The organism is Duganella phyllosphaerae (assembly GCF_001758785.1).
In the GTDB taxonomy this organism is placed as follows: domain Bacteria; phylum Pseudomonadota; class Gammaproteobacteria; order Burkholderiales; family Burkholderiaceae_D; genus Rugamonas; species Rugamonas phyllosphaerae.
This window is the reverse complement of record NZ_LROM01000090.1, coordinates 219,570-233,467: the sequence shown is the minus strand read 5'-3', so window position 1 is coordinate 233,467 and position 13,898 is coordinate 219,570. Positions and strand designations below refer to the sequence as shown.

General features: G+C 62.1%; 16 protein-coding genes. 11 read left to right on the top strand and 5 right to left on the bottom strand.

The window, feature by feature from the left end; translation table 11 throughout:
* Positions 1-58: 58 nt before the first annotated feature.
* Positions 59-490, bottom strand: a complete 432-nt coding sequence (gene fur, locus DUPY_RS15025) for a ferric iron uptake transcriptional regulator (protein ID WP_056138182.1) — start codon at positions 488-490, stop codon at positions 59-61.
* 215 nt (positions 491-705) lie between these two features.
* On the opposite strand from fur, the gene DUPY_RS15020 reads away from it, so the two are divergent.
* Genes DUPY_RS15020 through DUPY_RS15000 form a run of 5 tightly spaced genes read left to right on the top strand, consistent with a single transcriptional unit; the run spans position 706 to position 3,599 of the window.
* On the top strand, positions 706-1,338 hold the full coding sequence (locus tag DUPY_RS15020) for an outer membrane protein assembly factor BamE (RefSeq protein WP_070249187.1): 633 nt from the start codon (positions 706-708) through the stop codon (positions 1,336-1,338).
* A 22-nt stretch (positions 1,339-1,360) separates the two neighbouring features.
* Positions 1,361-2,170: a 4-hydroxy-tetrahydrodipicolinate reductase gene (dapB, locus tag DUPY_RS15015; protein ID WP_070249186.1), complete on the top strand. Its 810-nt coding sequence runs from the start codon at positions 1,361-1,363 to the stop codon at positions 2,168-2,170.
* A gap of 6 nt (positions 2,171-2,176) precedes the next feature.
* Positions 2,177-2,845, top strand: coding sequence for a MotA/TolQ/ExbB proton channel family protein (locus DUPY_RS15010; RefSeq protein WP_070249185.1), 669 nt, complete (start codon positions 2,177-2,179; stop codon positions 2,843-2,845).
* Positions 2,842-3,291, top strand: coding sequence for an ExbD/TolR family protein (locus DUPY_RS15005; RefSeq protein ID WP_070249184.1), 450 nt, complete (start codon positions 2,842-2,844; stop codon positions 3,289-3,291). The genes DUPY_RS15010 and DUPY_RS15005 overlap by 4 nt, the downstream gene beginning before the upstream one ends.
* Entirely contained in the window at positions 3,273-3,599 is a 327-nt protein-coding gene (locus DUPY_RS15000; protein WP_070249183.1) for a barstar family protein, read from the top strand. Before DUPY_RS15005 ends, DUPY_RS15000 begins: the two co-directional genes overlap by 19 nt.
* Before the next feature lie 92 nt (positions 3,600-3,691).
* Here DUPY_RS15000 and map read toward each other — a convergent pair whose 3' ends face one another.
* From map to DUPY_RS14985, 3 genes are all read right to left on the bottom strand, one after another.
* A complete protein-coding gene (gene map, locus DUPY_RS14995; protein ID WP_070249182.1) occupies positions 3,692-4,501 on the bottom strand; it encodes a type I methionyl aminopeptidase in 810 nt (269 codons plus the stop codon).
* A 58-nt stretch (positions 4,502-4,559) separates the two neighbouring features.
* Entirely contained in the window at positions 4,560-4,931 is a 372-nt protein-coding gene (locus DUPY_RS14990; RefSeq protein ID WP_070249181.1) for a VOC family protein, read from the bottom strand.
* Positions 4,932-5,116: 185 nt separating this feature from the next.
* Positions 5,117-5,860: an SDR family oxidoreductase gene (locus DUPY_RS14985; protein WP_070249180.1), complete on the bottom strand. Its 744-nt coding sequence runs from the start codon at positions 5,858-5,860 to the stop codon at positions 5,117-5,119.
* A 130-nt stretch (positions 5,861-5,990) separates the two neighbouring features.
* Between DUPY_RS14985 and DUPY_RS14980 the strand changes: the two genes are divergently transcribed.
* The gene (locus DUPY_RS14980) at positions 5,991-6,380 is read left to right on the top strand and encodes a winged helix-turn-helix transcriptional regulator (RefSeq protein WP_229255380.1); all 390 of its coding nucleotides are present in this window, start codon (positions 5,991-5,993) and stop codon (positions 6,378-6,380) included.
* Between the two features lie 123 nt (positions 6,381-6,503).
* Here DUPY_RS14980 and DUPY_RS14975 read toward each other — a convergent pair whose 3' ends face one another.
* Positions 6,504-7,580 carry a Fic family protein gene (locus DUPY_RS14975; protein ID WP_070249288.1) on the bottom strand — a complete coding sequence of 359 codons (1,077 nt, stop codon included), beginning with the start codon at positions 7,578-7,580 and terminating at the stop codon, positions 6,504-6,506.
* Positions 7,581-7,781: 201 nt separating this feature from the next.
* Here DUPY_RS14975 and leuS point away from each other — a divergent pair, with 201 nt between their 5' ends.
* Genes leuS through DUPY_RS14950 form a run of 5 tightly spaced genes read left to right on the top strand, consistent with a single transcriptional unit; the run spans position 7,782 to position 13,790 of the window.
* A complete protein-coding gene (gene leuS, locus DUPY_RS14970; protein ID WP_070249178.1) occupies positions 7,782-10,400 on the top strand; it encodes a leucine--tRNA ligase in 2,619 nt (872 codons plus the stop codon).
* Positions 10,401-10,412: 12 nt separating this feature from the next.
* Positions 10,413-11,021, top strand: a complete 609-nt coding sequence (locus DUPY_RS14965; protein WP_070249177.1) for an LPS-assembly lipoprotein LptE — start codon at positions 10,413-10,415, stop codon at positions 11,019-11,021.
* Between the two features lie 9 nt (positions 11,022-11,030).
* Positions 11,031-12,047 (top strand): DNA polymerase III subunit delta, encoded by a 1,017-nt coding sequence (gene holA, locus DUPY_RS14960; RefSeq protein WP_070249176.1) that lies wholly within the window; start codon positions 11,031-11,033, stop codon positions 12,045-12,047.
* A 22-nt stretch (positions 12,048-12,069) separates the two neighbouring features.
* On the top strand, positions 12,070-13,347 hold the full coding sequence (locus DUPY_RS14955) for a glutamate-5-semialdehyde dehydrogenase (RefSeq protein WP_070249175.1): 1,278 nt from the start codon (positions 12,070-12,072) through the stop codon (positions 13,345-13,347).
* Positions 13,348-13,373: 26 nt separating this feature from the next.
* A complete protein-coding gene (locus tag DUPY_RS14950) occupies positions 13,374-13,790 on the top strand; it encodes a CopD family protein (protein ID WP_070249174.1) in 417 nt (138 codons plus the stop codon).
* Positions 13,791-13,898 lie beyond the last annotated feature (108 nt).

Below are 13,898 nucleotides of genomic sequence, written 5' to 3'. Positions count from 1 at the left end.
GAGGCGTACGGAGGTACGCTGAGCAACGCAGAGGCGATAGCGGGACGCGCAGTAGGTTTTATGAGGGCTTGTGGGGGCAGGCGACCTTGGTGCAGTTACCATAGATGGCGAGAGCATGCTCGGCAATGCTGAAGCCGCGTTCCTTGGCAATCGCGTTCTGGCGCTCTTCGATGGCTTCGTCGTAAAACTCTTCGACGCGGCCGCAATCGAGGCACACCAGGTGGTCGTGGTGCGAGCCGGCGTTGAGCTCGAAGATCGCCTTGCCGGTTTCGAAATGATTGCGGTTAAGCAAGCCAGCCTGTTCGAACTGGGTCAGCACGCGGTAGACGGTGGCCAGGCCCACGTCCATATTGTCGGCCAGCAGGATCTTGTAGACATCCTCGGCGGTCAGGTGGCGCACGTCGCTGGTCTGGAAGATGTCCAGGATTTTGAGGCGAGGCAGCGTGGCTTTCAGGCCGCTGGCCTTCAGATCGGTTGGATTATTTCCCATAGTGGACACTCTATTCTGGTTGGCGATTAGCTAGCCCGTAGTTTAACGCACTCCGCGCCGCGCCGCATACAATCCGCCGCCATCTTGCGGCGCCGGAGGTTTTTTGGCATTTGCAAACTTTTACACTCGCGCCTTGCAAAACAAGGACATATCAGGGATTGTGCTTTATGATATGGCGTTTTTTGGCATTCCGCTTGACCAGATTGAGGACATTTATGCGCGTCACCCAGGCTTTATCGCAGTCGTTGTTGCACGGTTCTACTTCCAAGGTGGTCGCATGTGTGGTGCTGGCCGCAGCGCTGGGTGGCTGCGCCTCCAAGACCACGCTGGGCGAGAGATCGAACCAGGTCAAGGACACCGAGCCGACGCTGGACGCCAGCAAGGGCGCACAGACCACCACCATCACCAAGCTGCAACGCTTCATGTGGTTCTTCTCGCCGTATCGTCCCGACATCCAGCAAGGTAACTTCGTCTCCGAAGAAATGCTCAACCAGCTCAAGGTCGGCATGACGCGCGACCAGGTCCGCTTCATCTTCGGCACTGCGCTGCTGGCCGACCCGTTCCACGCCAACCGCTGGGACTACGCGTTCCGCATGGCCAAGGGCAGCGGCGAAATCACCACCAGCCGCGTAATCGTGTTCTTCGACAAGGACGGCAAGGTCGAGCGCTGGGAAGGCGGCAACCTGCCGACCGAAAAAGAATACATTGCCCGCATTGCCGGTCCGGCCCCCAAAATCAAGAAAGATCCGGACGCGCCCGAGAACAAGCCGGCCCCGGCCACCGCGCCGCTGCCAGCGGGCAGCGACAAGGCCAATGCCGCGCCGGTGGGCGTGGGCGTGACAAAATAAGCGTAACCAGCAAGGAAACCGCATGACCGAGATGAATATCGCCATTGCCGGCGCCGGTGGCCGCATGGGCCGCATCCTGATCGAAGCCGTCCAGCAGGCCGACGACGCCCGCCTGGCCGGCGCCGTCAACCACGCCGGCGCGCCCGGCATCGGCGAAGATGCCGCCGCCTTCCTCGGCCAGCCGGCCGGCGTGATCGTGGAATCGGACCTGGCGCGCGGCCTGGCCGGTGCCCAGTACCTGATCGACTTCACCCGCCCCGAAGGCACGCTCGAACACCTGGCCTATTGCGCCGAGCACGGCATCAAGCTGGTGATCGGCACCACCGGTTTCGACGAAGCCGGCAAGGCGGCGATTGCCGCAGCGGCCAAGAAAACCGCGATCGTGTTCTCGCCCAACTTCAGCGTGGGCGTCAACGTCACCATGAAGCTGCTCGAACAGGCGGCCAAGGCGCTGTCCACCGGTTACGACATCGAAGTGGTCGAAGCCCATCACCGCTTCAAGGTGGACGCCCCGTCGGGCACTGCCCTGAAAATGGGCGAAGTCATTGCCGACGCGCTCGGCCGCGACCTGAAGGAATGCGGCGTGTTCGCGCGCGAAGGCGTGACCGCCGAGCGCGACCCGTCGTCGATCGGCTTTGCCACCATCCGTGGCGGCGACATCGTCGGCGACCATACGGTGCTGTTTGCCGGCATCGGCGAACGCATCGAAATCAGCCATAAATCGAGCAGCCGTGTCACCTACGCCCACGGCGCGCTGCGCGCCTGCCGCTTCCTGGCCGACAAGCCGACCGGCCTGTTCGACATGTATGACGTGCTGTCCCTGAACGGCTAAGCTCGCGTGAACGGCCAAGTGTCCAACTTCTCGGTATCGCACTTCTGGGCGCAGGCCGATGCGGTCAGCCACGCGGTCGCGCTGGCGCTGCTGGCGATGTCGCTGGTGAGCTGGTTCTTCATCCTGGCCAAGCTGTATGGCGCGGTGCGCATCCGCCGCAGTGCGCCGGCCGTGCAGGCGTTCTGGAATGCGCCCACCATGGCCGACGGCGTGGCCACGCTAAGCCTGGCCGATCCGGAAAAAATCTTCGTGCCGCTGGCGCAGCAGGGCGCGGCGCAACTGGTCGTGCCCGACCATCCCACCCTGGGTGGCGAGATGGACCGCTCGGCGCAGATCACGCGCGTGCTGCGCGCGGCGATCCAGCATTCCACCAACCGCCTCGAAGGCGGCCTGACCGTGCTGGCCTCGATCGGCGCCACCGCGCCGTTTGTCGGGCTGCTGGGCACGGTGTGGGGGATTTACCATGCGCTGGCCAATATCTCCACCAGCGGCGCCATGCAGCTCGACAAGGTGGCCGGCCCGGTGGGCGAGGCGCTGGTGATGACCGCCGTGGGCCTGACCGTGGCCATTCCCGCCGTGCTGGCGTATAACGGCTTCAACCGCGTCAACCGGCTGACCTTGGCCGAGCTCGACGCTTTCGCCTATGACCTGCACGCGTACCTGGTCAAAAAATGAGCTTCGGCGCCTTCAACCACCATCGCCAGCCCGGCCCCATGGCCGACATCAATGTCACGCCGATGGTGGACGTGATGCTGGTGCTGTTGGTAATTTTCATCCTCGGCGCGCCGGTGTGGACCAGTTCGGTTCAGCTGGAGTTGCCCAAGGCGCAGGCGCCATCTGCCCCGTCGGCGCCGGCCACCACGGTCACGGTGGCCATCGACGCCAAGGGCCAGGTGTACTGGAATAACGAGCCAGTGGCGCCCAAGGCGCTCGAACAGCGCCTGGTGGAGGCGGCCAAACTGGACGTGCAGCCCGAGTTGCAACTGCGCGCCGACAAGGACACCCGCTACGAAGTGGTGGCGCAGGTGATGGCCGCTGCGCAAACGCATGGCTTAACCAAACTGGGTTTCGTGACCGATCCGGGAAAAACAGAGAGTAAATCATGGCAACCGCACAACTGAACGGCGCAGCAATCACCGACGCCGCGAGCTTCCATGCGGCCTGCAAGGCGGCACTGGGTTTTCCCGACAGCTACGGCAACACCATGGATGCCTGGATCGACTGCCTGAGCTACCTGCGCGACGACGACAACATGAGCAAGTTCAAGCTCAAGCCGAACGAAGTGCTGGAAATCGTCATCACCGACTCGGCCGCTGTGAAGGTGGCCGCGCCGGAGTTGCTGGAAGAGGTCAGCTACTGCGTGGCCGGCATCAACGACCGCTATGACGATTACGGCGAGAAGCCGGCGTTGAAGCTCACGCTTAAATAAACCCGCACGGCCAGGCTGGGGTCGGACCCGGTCGGGTCCGCCCCCAAGAGTTGACGCCTGCATGTCGCGTCCTGGCCGTGCGGGTTATAAACTCAGCCGACGATCGGAATATCGCCCTTGGCGCCGGTTTCGCCGGGCGCCAGGGTCAGCACCTCGAAGCCGGTCTCGGTGACCGTCACCATGTGTTCCCACTGCGCCGACAGCGACTGGTCGCGCGTTTCCACGGTCCAGCCGTCGTCAAGTTCCTTTGTCGCGGCGCGGCCGGCGTTGATCATCGGCTCGATGGTAAACAACATGCCGGGTTTCAGGACCAGCCCCTGGCCGGGACGGCCGTAGTGGGTCACCTGCGGGTCTTCGTGGTAGGTCATGCCGATGCCGTGGCCGCAGTAATCGAGCACCACGCTGTAACCGGCTTTTTCCGCCACGGTCTGGATCGCAAAACCGACGTCGCCGAGCGTTGCGCGCGGCTTGACCGCGCGTATGCCGGCCCACATGGCCGCATACGTGGTTTCCACCAGCTTGCGCGCGGCCTTCGACGGTTCGCCCACGTAATACATGCGGCTGGTGTCGCCGTGCCAGCCGTCCTTGATGACGGCGACGTCGATGTTGATGATGTCGCCATCCTTCAAAATTTCGGTGTCTGACGGAATGCCGTGGCACACCACCTGGTTGACCGAGCTGCACACGGTGGCCGGGAAGCCACCGTAGCCGACGTTGGCAGGCGTGACCTTCTGCACATTGACGATGTAGTCGTTGCACAGCTGGTCGAGGTAGGCCGTGGTCACGCCGGCTTTGATGTGCGGGCCGATCATGGTCAGCACGTCGGCCGCCAGTTGGGCGGCCACCCGCGCCAGGACGATTTGCTCGGGCGACTTGATCAGATTGGCGTTACGGCGGGACATGACTACCTCATTCTTATGGCAAAGGGGCGTAGTTTGCCACAAACCACGGGTATCGGTCTCAGCGAACCGCCGCCGGGTCGAAGTGCGGGTTGAGGATCAGGCACAGCAAATTGCCGAACGGGTCGGCCAGTTCCACGGTCTGGATACCTTCGCCGACATCCTCGATGGCGGCGTGCACGGTGGCGCCGAGGCCCACCAGGCGGTCGGTTTCGGCCTCGATATCATCGACGCCCCAGTACACCATGCTGCCCGCCTTGGCCGCCTTGAACTTATCGGCGGGGATCATTCCCAGCTCGAAGCCGCCGATGGCGAAACCCACGTAAAACGGCTCATCGAAATACGGCGCCGTCTCGAATGTCCTGGCATACCAGTCGCGCGCCGCCGCCAGGTCGTCCACCGGGTACACCACCGTCCGCAGTCCCTTGATCATCATGCTCTCCTCATTATTCACTTCGGGGTCAGTGCCGACATTCGGACATTTTTGAACTTATTCGTTGTTGTTCACTACAACAAAAAAGTTCCGCGATGTCCGAATGTCGGACCTGACCCCGGGGTGAGGTTAAAACGCCATGGTGGCATAAATCGTGGGACGGTGATTGTAAAAATGGAAGCTTTTTAGTGACTGTTCAGCGTTGCCAGCGTTTGCGCGTAGCGGTTTTCCTTTTCAGCGTTGCGCAGGAACAGCACGCGCTTGACCAGCACCTCGGCCGGGGTAGGGCTGGTGGTTAGCAGGCTGATCACCTCGTCGGCGTAGTCGTCTAGCGGCTGGTAGCCTTCGCGCGTGGACTGCCCCGGCGTCAGGTCGGTCTGCACGGCTGGCGGCGCCAGTTCGATCACTTCCACCGAGCCCTTCAACACTTCGCGCAAGCTCACCGTGTACGAGTGCAGCGCCGCCTTGGTGGCGTTGTAGGTGGGCGTGATCAGCAGCGGCACGAAGGCCAGGCCCGACGTGGTGTTGATGATCGCCGCGTCCGGTTGCTGGCGCAGGTGGTCGATCAGCGCGTTGATCAGGCGGATCGGACCCAGCAGGTTGGTGGTAATCGTCGCCTCGGCATCGGCCAGGTCGCGTCGCGCGGTCACGTCTTCGAAGCGCATCACGCCGGCGTTGTTGACCAGCACATTGAGTGCGGGATGGTCGGCCACGACCTGGCGCGCAAACGCCTCGATCGAGTCGGTGCTGTCGGCGTCGAACTGCACCGGCACGATGTTGGCGCGGCCGGCTGCCGACTGCTGCAGGACCTCGAGCCTGCGGCCGGCGATGATGACGGTGTTGCCGAGGTCGTGCAGGCGATGGGCCAGCGCCTCGCCGATGCCGCTGCCGCCGCCGGTGATCAAGATGGTGTTGCCAGTCGATTTCATGGTCAGTCCTCCTGTAAAAGTGGGACCAGTGTACAAAGGACGGGCACGATGATAAAGTAGGCACCCAAAAGATTTATACACACCTGAAAGAGAGTGTCAAAGTCATATGTTGCGAGCCGAACCTGACCCCGTGATTGAACAACGCCGCCGCGAACCGGCGCCCGAGCAGGTCGATCCCGCCATCGAGGCGCTGGTACAGGACATCATCGGCCAGGTGGCCGACCGCTGGACCATGCTGATCCTCGAAGCCCTGCACGCTGGCGGCACGCTGCGCTACACGCAGTTGCGCAAGGCGGTGACCGGCATCAGCCAGAAAATGCTGACGCAAACCGTGCGCCAGATGGAACGCGACGGCCTGGTCCACCGCACGGTCCACCCGGTGATACCGCCTCACGTCGATTACACGCTCACGCCGCTGGGCGAGAGCCTGGGCGCGGCCTTTTGCGGCGTGTGGATCTGGGCCGAGACCCATTACGGCGAGATCATGCGGGCTCGGGCGGCGTTCGCGCAGCGTGCTTAGCCGCTGATAAGCGGCATGGGCAGCATGGATGTGTCGATCAAATCGACACATTGATCAAATATGATTAAAAAAATCGAAAAAATCGACACGTTTTCCTGATCTGTCGATCACATCAACCTATTGCTATCGCGCCAACTCTGCCAGCAATGCGTGGTTGATAAAGTATTTTTCTCGTCCCATCTGCTTTTCAACCAACACACCATGCGCCGCTAGCGCCTGAAGGTAACCGGATGATGTTTGACGTTTTGCGATGTTGGCATCTACCAGGAACTGGATTTTGGTGTAAGGATGCCGGAAGATCGCTTCAATCAGGTCTTTGCTGTAAATGCCTGGAAGCTCACGATGTACTTTTTCACGTACAGTTTCCATGAGCGCAAGAATGCGTTTGACTTGATCGAACGTTTGCTGCGCAGTGCTTTCTACAGCGCGCAGCATGAACAGCACCCAATTTTCCCAATCCTGCTGCTCTGTTACTTTCTGCAGTCCCAGATAGTACTCACGCTTGTTTCCAATGATGTAACGCGATAGGAACAGCACCGGAATATCCATCAGCCCCGCTTGTACCAGGTAAAGTAAATTCAGTATCCGGCCCGTGCGTCCGTTTCCATCTGGGAAAGGATGGATAGCCTCAAATTGATAGTGCATCACGGCCATTTTGATCAGCGGATCAATGCCATCATCTGCATGAAGGAACCGTTCGAGATCGGAGAGCTTGTCGCGAATGACGTGATCGCCGACAGGAGGCGTGTACACGATCTCGCCCATCTCGTTTTTGAGTGCCGTACCGGGTAGTGCCCGGATGCCGATGTCGGACTGTTTGATTAACCGTGCAATTTCGATGAAGAGGTTGGTCGTCAAAGGCCGCTCACGCAGGGCCGCGAAACCGTGTTGCAGCGCTTGCCGGTAACGTAGCACTTCCTTCGTATGCGGATCAGCTTTGCCATCGGCATCGGCATCGGCGCGATATAGCTCATCGTTGGTGGTGACGATATTCTCGATCTCCGAGGACAGCCGGGCTTCCTGCAAGGTTATGCTACTGATCAGCATGATCTGATTAGGGATCTGGCCAGCCAGCCCGCGCAGATTGGCCAATGCTCGGTTGGCGCCGATGGCTTGCTTGAGCACTGCCTTGGTCTCCAGGTCTTGGAGAGGAGGCAAAAGTGGCAGATCGTTGTAGGGCTGGTTGCGGTCGAAGGCCATCAGGCTGCCTATTGCAGTACATATGAACACCAGCATCTTATCCTATGTACTGCTGCCGTAAATTGCCGCATATTGTGTGAACAAGGGCTCAGTTCAACGCTTCGGCCGCGATCGAGCGACCCATGACCGAGCCCTGCCGCTCATTTGGAGCGTGAACCGGTATAATGACCGGTTCATATTCAACTCTGGCCGCACACCATCATGCAAGATAAATATAGTCACGCCGACGTAGAAACCGCAGCGCAATCCCATTGGAAAGCCATCGACGCCTACAAGGCGGTCGAGCACGACCCGCGTTTCCCCAAGGGTAAGTATTACGCCTGTTCGATGCTGCCTTACCCTTCGGGCAAGCTGCACATGGGCCACGTGCGCAACTATACGATCAACGACGTGATGTACCGCTACCTGCGCATGAACGGCTACAACGTGCTGATGCCGATGGGCTGGGATGCGTTCGGCATGCCGGCTGAAAACGCGGCGATGGCCAACAACGTGCCGCCGGCGCAGTGGACCTACTCGAACATTGCCCACATGCGCTCGCAGATGGAGCTGATGGGCCTGGCCATCGACTGGTCGCGCGAGATGACGGCGTGCAAGCCCGAGTACTACAAGTGGAACCAGTGGATGTTCCTCAAGATGCTGGAAAAGGGCATCATCTACAAGAAGACCGGCACCGTGAACTGGGATCCGATCGACCAGACCGTGCTGGCCAACGAGCAGGTCATCGACGGCCGTGGCTGGCGCTCGGGCGCGGCGATTGAAAAACGCGAAATCCCGATGTACTACGCGCGTATTACCGACTATGCCGACGAACTGCTCGGCTATGTCGACGACAAGCTGCCGGGCTGGCCCGAGCGCGTGCGCATCATGCAGGCCAACTGGATCGGCAAATCGACCGGCGTGCGCTTCGCCTTCCCGCACCAGATTAAAGACGCCGACGGCGCCCTGATCGGCGACGGCAAGCTGTACGTGTTTACCACCCGCCCGGACACCGTGATGGGCGTGACCTTCTGCGCCGTCGCTGCCGAGCACCCGCTGGCCGTGCACGCCGCCCAGACCAACCCGGCACTGGCCGCCTTCAACGCCGAGTGCAAGCTGGGCTCCGTGATCGAAGCCGACATGGCCACGATGGAAAAGAAGGGCATGCCCACCGGCCTGTTCGTCACCCATCCGCTGACCGGTGAGCAGGTCGAAGTATGGGTCGGTAACTACGTCCTGATGACCTACGGCGACGGCGCCGTGATGGGCGTACCGGCGCACGACGAGCGCGACTTTGCGTTTGCCAAAAAATACAACCTCGTCATCAAGCAGGTGATTCGCGCCGAAGGCCAGGAATTCTCGGACGCCGCCTGGCAGGAATGGTACGGCGACAAGAGCATTTCGATCGTCACCAACTCGGGCAAGTACGATGGCCTGAACTACGCCGACGCCGTGGAAGCCGTTGCCGCCGACATGGAGGCCCGTGGCCTGGGCGAGAAGAAGATCACGTTCCGCCTGCGCGACTGGGGCATTTCGCGCCAGCGCTACTGGGGCACGCCGATCCCGATGATCAACTGCCCGGACTGCGGTTCGGTGCCGGTGCCTGAGAAAGACCTCCCGGTGGTGCTGCCGGAAGACTGCGTACCGGACGGCAGCGGCAACCCGCTCAACAAGTACGAAGCGTTCCTCCAGTGCGACTGCCCGCAGTGCGGCAAGCCGGCGCGCCGCGAAACCGACACCATGGATACTTTTGTGGATTCGTCGTGGTACTACATGCGCTATACCTCGCCCGGCGCCAACAGTATGGTCGATGAACGCAACGACTACTGGATGCCGATGGACCAGTACATCGGCGGCATCGAGCACGCCGTGCTGCACCTGCTGTATGCGCGCTTCTGGACCAAGGTCATGCGCGACTTCGGCCTGGTCAAGTTCGACGAGCCGTTTACCAACCTGCTCACGCAAGGCATGGTCCTCAACGAAACCTACTTCCGCGAAGACGCGGCCGGCAAGAAGACCTGGTTCAACCCCGCCGACGTCGACCTGACGGTGGACGACAAGGGCCGTCCGCAAGCGGCGATCCTGCGCGACGACCAGCAGCCGGTCCACATCGGCGGCACCGAAAAAATGTCGAAGTCGAAGAACAACGGCATCGACCCGCAAGCGCAGATCGAACAATACGGCGCCGACACCGCGCGCCTGTTCACCATGTTCGCCTCGCCGCCGGAGCAAACGCTGGAATGGTCGGGCAGCGGCGTGGAAGGCGCCAACCGCTTCCTGCGCCGCGTGTGGGCGTTCGGCTATGCGCAGCAGGCCGCCATCAAGGCTGCCGGTTCGCCGTTGACCGCAAAAGCCACCACCGACGCCGGCAAAACCCTGCGCCGCGAACTGCACAAGCTGCTGCAGCAGGCCGACTACGACATCAAGCGCATCCAGTACAACACCGTGGTATCGGCCTGCATGAAGATGCTCAACACGATCGAAGCGGCCAAGGACGTGGAAGCCGGCGTGGTGGCCGAAGGCTACGCCATCTTCCTGCGCCTGCTCAACCCGGTCGCGCCGCACATCACCCACGTGCTGTGGGCCGAACTCGGTTACGAAGGCGACATCCTGAACGCGCCATGGCCGCAGGTCGATCCGGCCGCGCTGGAACAGTCCGAGATCGAGATGATGATCCAGGTGAACGGCAAGCTGCGCGGCAGCGTGGTCGTGGCCAAGGGCGCCGACAAGGCCAGCATCGAGGCGCTGGCGCTGGCCAACGAGGCGGTGCAGAAGTTCATCGAAGGGACGCCGAAAAAGATCATCGTCGTGCCCGGCAAACTGATCAACATCGTAGTGTAAAGAGAGAACCCCATGACGACGACCCTGTTCCGACGTGGCCGCGCGGCCGGCAAGGCGCTGCTGCTGGCAGCTGTAGTGGCAACCTCGTTGTCCGCCTGCGGCTTCCACCTGCGCGGCGACGGCGGCCATTACACGCTGCCGTTCCCGACCATGTACATCGGATTGCCGGAGTCGTCGCCACTGGCGATTGACTTGAAGCGCAACATCCGCGTCAACGGCAATACCACCGTGGTGAGCAACCCGAAAGATGCCGACGGCGTGGTCGAAGTGCTGTCCAACCCGGAAACTACCAAGACCAAGACCATTCTGTCGTTGAACAGCAATGGCCGCGTGCGCCAGTACCTGCTGCAATACACGATCTTGTTCCGCGTGCTCGACCGCCAGGGCGCCGAGCTGCTGGGCCCCACCACGATTGCGCTGAGCCGTCCGATCGACTTCAACGAAACCCAGTTGCTGGCCAAGGAGCAGGAAGAAGCGTTGCTGTATCGCGACATGCAAACCGACCTGGTGCAGCAGATGATGCGGCGCATGGCAGCCGTGAAAACCACGCGCATGTCGGTGCCCGCACCGGGCCCGGCGCCGCAGGATCCGTCGGCCGCGCCTGCCGTGCCGATCCTGTAAGGCGGCACCATGCAATTGCGCCTGGACGCGCTCGACGGCCACCTGAACAAGTCGCTGTCGCAGCTGTACGTCATCACCAGCGACGAGCACCTGCTGGCGCTGGAAGCGGCCGACAAGATCCGCCGCACCGCGCGCGCGCAGGGTTACTCCGAGCGCGACGTGCTGACCGTGGAGCGCAGCTTCAAGTGGGGCGAACTGCTGGCGGCCAACCAGGCGCTGTCGCTGTTCGGCGATAAAAAGCTGATCGAGCTGCGCATCCCCACCGGCAAGCCGGGCAAGGATGGCGGCGCTGCGCTGCAAGCGTATGTAAAAGATCTGAGCCCCGATAATTTAACGCTGATTACCCTGCCCAAGCTCGACTGGCAAACCCAGAAGGCGGCGTGGGTGGGGGCGTTGCAACAGGCGGCGGTGTACATCGACATCGCGCAAATCGAACGGGTGCAGTTGCCCAACTGGATAGGCCAGCGCCTTGCCGCACAAGGGCAGAGCGCGGACCGGCAAAGCATCGACTTCATCGCCGATCGCGTGGAAGGCAACCTGCTGGCGGCCCACCAGGAAATCCAGAAGCTCGCCCTGCTGCACGAACCGGGCAAGCTCACCTACGAGCAGGTGCACGACGCCGTGCTCAACGTGGCGCGCTACGACGTGTTCAAACTGAGCGAAGCGATGCTGATGGGTGACCCCGCCCGCCTGGTGCGCATGCTCGAAGGCCTGAAGGGCGAGGGCGAGGCGCTGCCGCTGGTGCTGTGGGCGGTGTCGGAAGAAATCCGCACGCTGCTCAAGCTCAAGTCGGGCATGGCGCAAGGCCGGCCGCTCGGTGCGCTGCTCAAGGAATACCGTATCTGGGGTCCGAAGGAGCGCATGATGGACCCGGCGCTGCGGCGCATTTCACAGGCCACACTGGAAGCGGCCATGAAGGACGCCGCGCAGGTGGACAAGATGATCAAGGGCCTGCGCGCGAAGAACCACAGTGGCGATGCGTGGGATGCCATGCTGCAGCTGGGTCTCAAAGTCGCGCGCGGCTAAAAAGAATCGAAACGGGACAAACATGGACACGAAGCTCGACATCAAGCACTACATGGAACAACTGGGCCAGCAGGCGCGCAAGGCGTCGCGCGCCATGGCCCGTGCCGACAGCGCCACCCGCAACCGTGCGCTTACGCTGATTGCCGACGGCATCGAGCGCGAGGCCGACGCCCTGCGCACGGCCAACCGGCTCGACATGGATGCCGCCGCCGCCAACGGCCTGGCCCCGGCCATGCTCGACCGCCTGGCGCTGTCCGACAAGGCGATTGCCACCATGGTCGAGGGCCTGCGCCAGATCGTCGCGCTGCCCGACCCGATCGGTGAAATCTCCGGCCTGAAATTCCGCCCGAGTGGCATCCAGGTGGGGCAGATGCGCGTGCCGCTCGGCGTGATCGGCATCATCTACGAGTCGCGCCCCAACGTCACGGTTGACGCGGCCGGCCTGTGCATCAAGAGCGGCAACGCCACCATCCTGCGCGGCGGCTCCGAAGCGATCCACTGCAACCGCGCGCTGGCGCAGCTGGTCAAGGAAGGCTTGCTGGGCGCCGGCCTGCCGGAAAACGCCGTGCAGGTGGTGGACACCACCGACCGCGCCGCCGTAGGCGCCCTGATCACCATGCCGCAGTACGTGGACGTGATCGTGCCGCGCGGCGGCAAGGGGCTGATTGCGCGCCTGATGGAAGAAGCCACGGTGCCGATGATCAAGCACCTCGACGGCATCTGCCACGTCTACATCGACGACAAGGCCGACCTGCAAAAGGCGGTCGATATCGGCTTCAATGCCAAGTGCCACCGCTACGGCACCTGCAACACCATGGAAACCCTGCTGGTCGCGCGCACCATCGCGGCCAGGGTGCTGCCGGAACTGGCCAAGCTGTACGCCACCAAAGAAGTGGAACTGCGCGCCGACGCCGAAGCCGCTGCCATCCTGGCCGGCTACCCGCACCTGGCGGCGGCCACCGAGGAAGACTGGTCCACCGAATACCTGGCCGCGATCCTGGCCGTGAAAATCGTCGACGGCATCGACGAGGCGATGGACCACATCAGCCAGTACTCGTCCAAGCACACCGAGTCGATCGTCACCGAAGACTACAGCGCCGGCATGCGCTTCCTGCGCGAAGTCGATTCGGCCTCCGTCATGATCAACGCGTCCACCCGCTTTGCGGACGGCTTCGAGTACGGCCTCGGTGCGGAGATCGGCATCTCCAACGACAAGCTGCATGCGCGCGGCCCGGTGGGGCTCGAGGGCCTGACTTCACTCAAGTACGTCGTGTTCGGCCACGGTGAAATCCGTCAATAAACTGCTCGTCACCCTAAAGGATCGCCATGCTCTGGATTAAATCGCTGCACATCTTCTTCGTCATCGCCTGGATGGCGGGCGTGTTTTACCTGCCGCGCATTTTCGTCAACCTGGCCATGGAGACCAACACCGCCGTCACCGAACGCCTGTTGCTCATGGCGCGCAAGCTGTACCGCTTTTCGATGTGGATCGCGGTGCCGGCGATCGTGTTCGGTGCGATCCTGTTGTACATGCTGTACGGCGCGCACATGCCGGGCTTCATGCACGCCAAGCTGCTGTTCGTGGTGCTGATCGTCGGCTACCACCATGCTTGCGGCCGCATCCTGAAAAAATTCGAGAAGGGCGTCAACACCCGCAGCCACAAGTGGTTCCGCGTGTTTAACGAAGTGCCGGTGTTCCTGCTGCTGGCCATCATCATCCTCGTGGTGGTCAAACCCTTCTGACCACGCACACCGGGACTCGAAAAACCGTAGCGAGCGGCTCGGTATCGTCTTGATTAGCGCAAGCGTACGGAGGTACGCTGAGCAACGCAAAGGCGATAGCGTGACGCG

Bases quoted from the DNA above. Each gene is read 5' to 3' on its own strand.
- map (WP_070249182.1), bottom strand. From the start codon at position 4,501: ATGTCCCGCCGTAACGCCAATCTGATCAAGTCGCCCGAGCAAATCGTC.
- fur (WP_056138182.1), bottom strand. From the start codon at position 490: ATGGGAAATAATCCAACCGATCTGAAGGCCAGCGGCCTGAAAGCCACG.
- DUPY_RS14975 (WP_070249288.1), bottom strand. From the start codon at position 7,580: ATGGCCTTCGACCGCAACCAGCCCTACAACGATCTGCCACTTTTGCCT.
- DUPY_RS15020 (WP_070249187.1), top strand. From the start codon at position 706: ATGCGCGTCACCCAGGCTTTATCGCAGTCGTTGTTGCACGGTTCTACT.
- DUPY_RS14965 (WP_070249177.1), top strand. From the start codon at position 10,413: ATGACGACGACCCTGTTCCGACGTGGCCGCGCGGCCGGCAAGGCGCTG.
- DUPY_RS15000 (WP_070249183.1), top strand. From the start codon at position 3,273: ATGGCAACCGCACAACTGAACGGCGCAGCAATCACCGACGCCGCGAGC.
- DUPY_RS15005 (WP_070249184.1), top strand. From the start codon at position 2,842: ATGAGCTTCGGCGCCTTCAACCACCATCGCCAGCCCGGCCCCATGGCC.
- DUPY_RS14950 (WP_070249174.1), top strand. From the start codon at position 13,374: ATGCTCTGGATTAAATCGCTGCACATCTTCTTCGTCATCGCCTGGATG.
- holA (WP_070249176.1), top strand. From the start codon at position 11,031: ATGCAATTGCGCCTGGACGCGCTCGACGGCCACCTGAACAAGTCGCTG.
- DUPY_RS14985 (WP_070249180.1), bottom strand. From the start codon at position 5,860: ATGAAATCGACTGGCAACACCATCTTGATCACCGGCGGCGGCAGCGGC.
- DUPY_RS14955 (WP_070249175.1), top strand. From the start codon at position 12,070: ATGGACACGAAGCTCGACATCAAGCACTACATGGAACAACTGGGCCAG.
- dapB (WP_070249186.1), top strand. From the start codon at position 1,361: ATGACCGAGATGAATATCGCCATTGCCGGCGCCGGTGGCCGCATGGGC.
- DUPY_RS14990 (WP_070249181.1), bottom strand. From the start codon at position 4,931: ATGATCAAGGGACTGCGGACGGTGGTGTACCCGGTGGACGACCTGGCG.
- leuS (WP_070249178.1), top strand. From the start codon at position 7,782: ATGCAAGATAAATATAGTCACGCCGACGTAGAAACCGCAGCGCAATCC.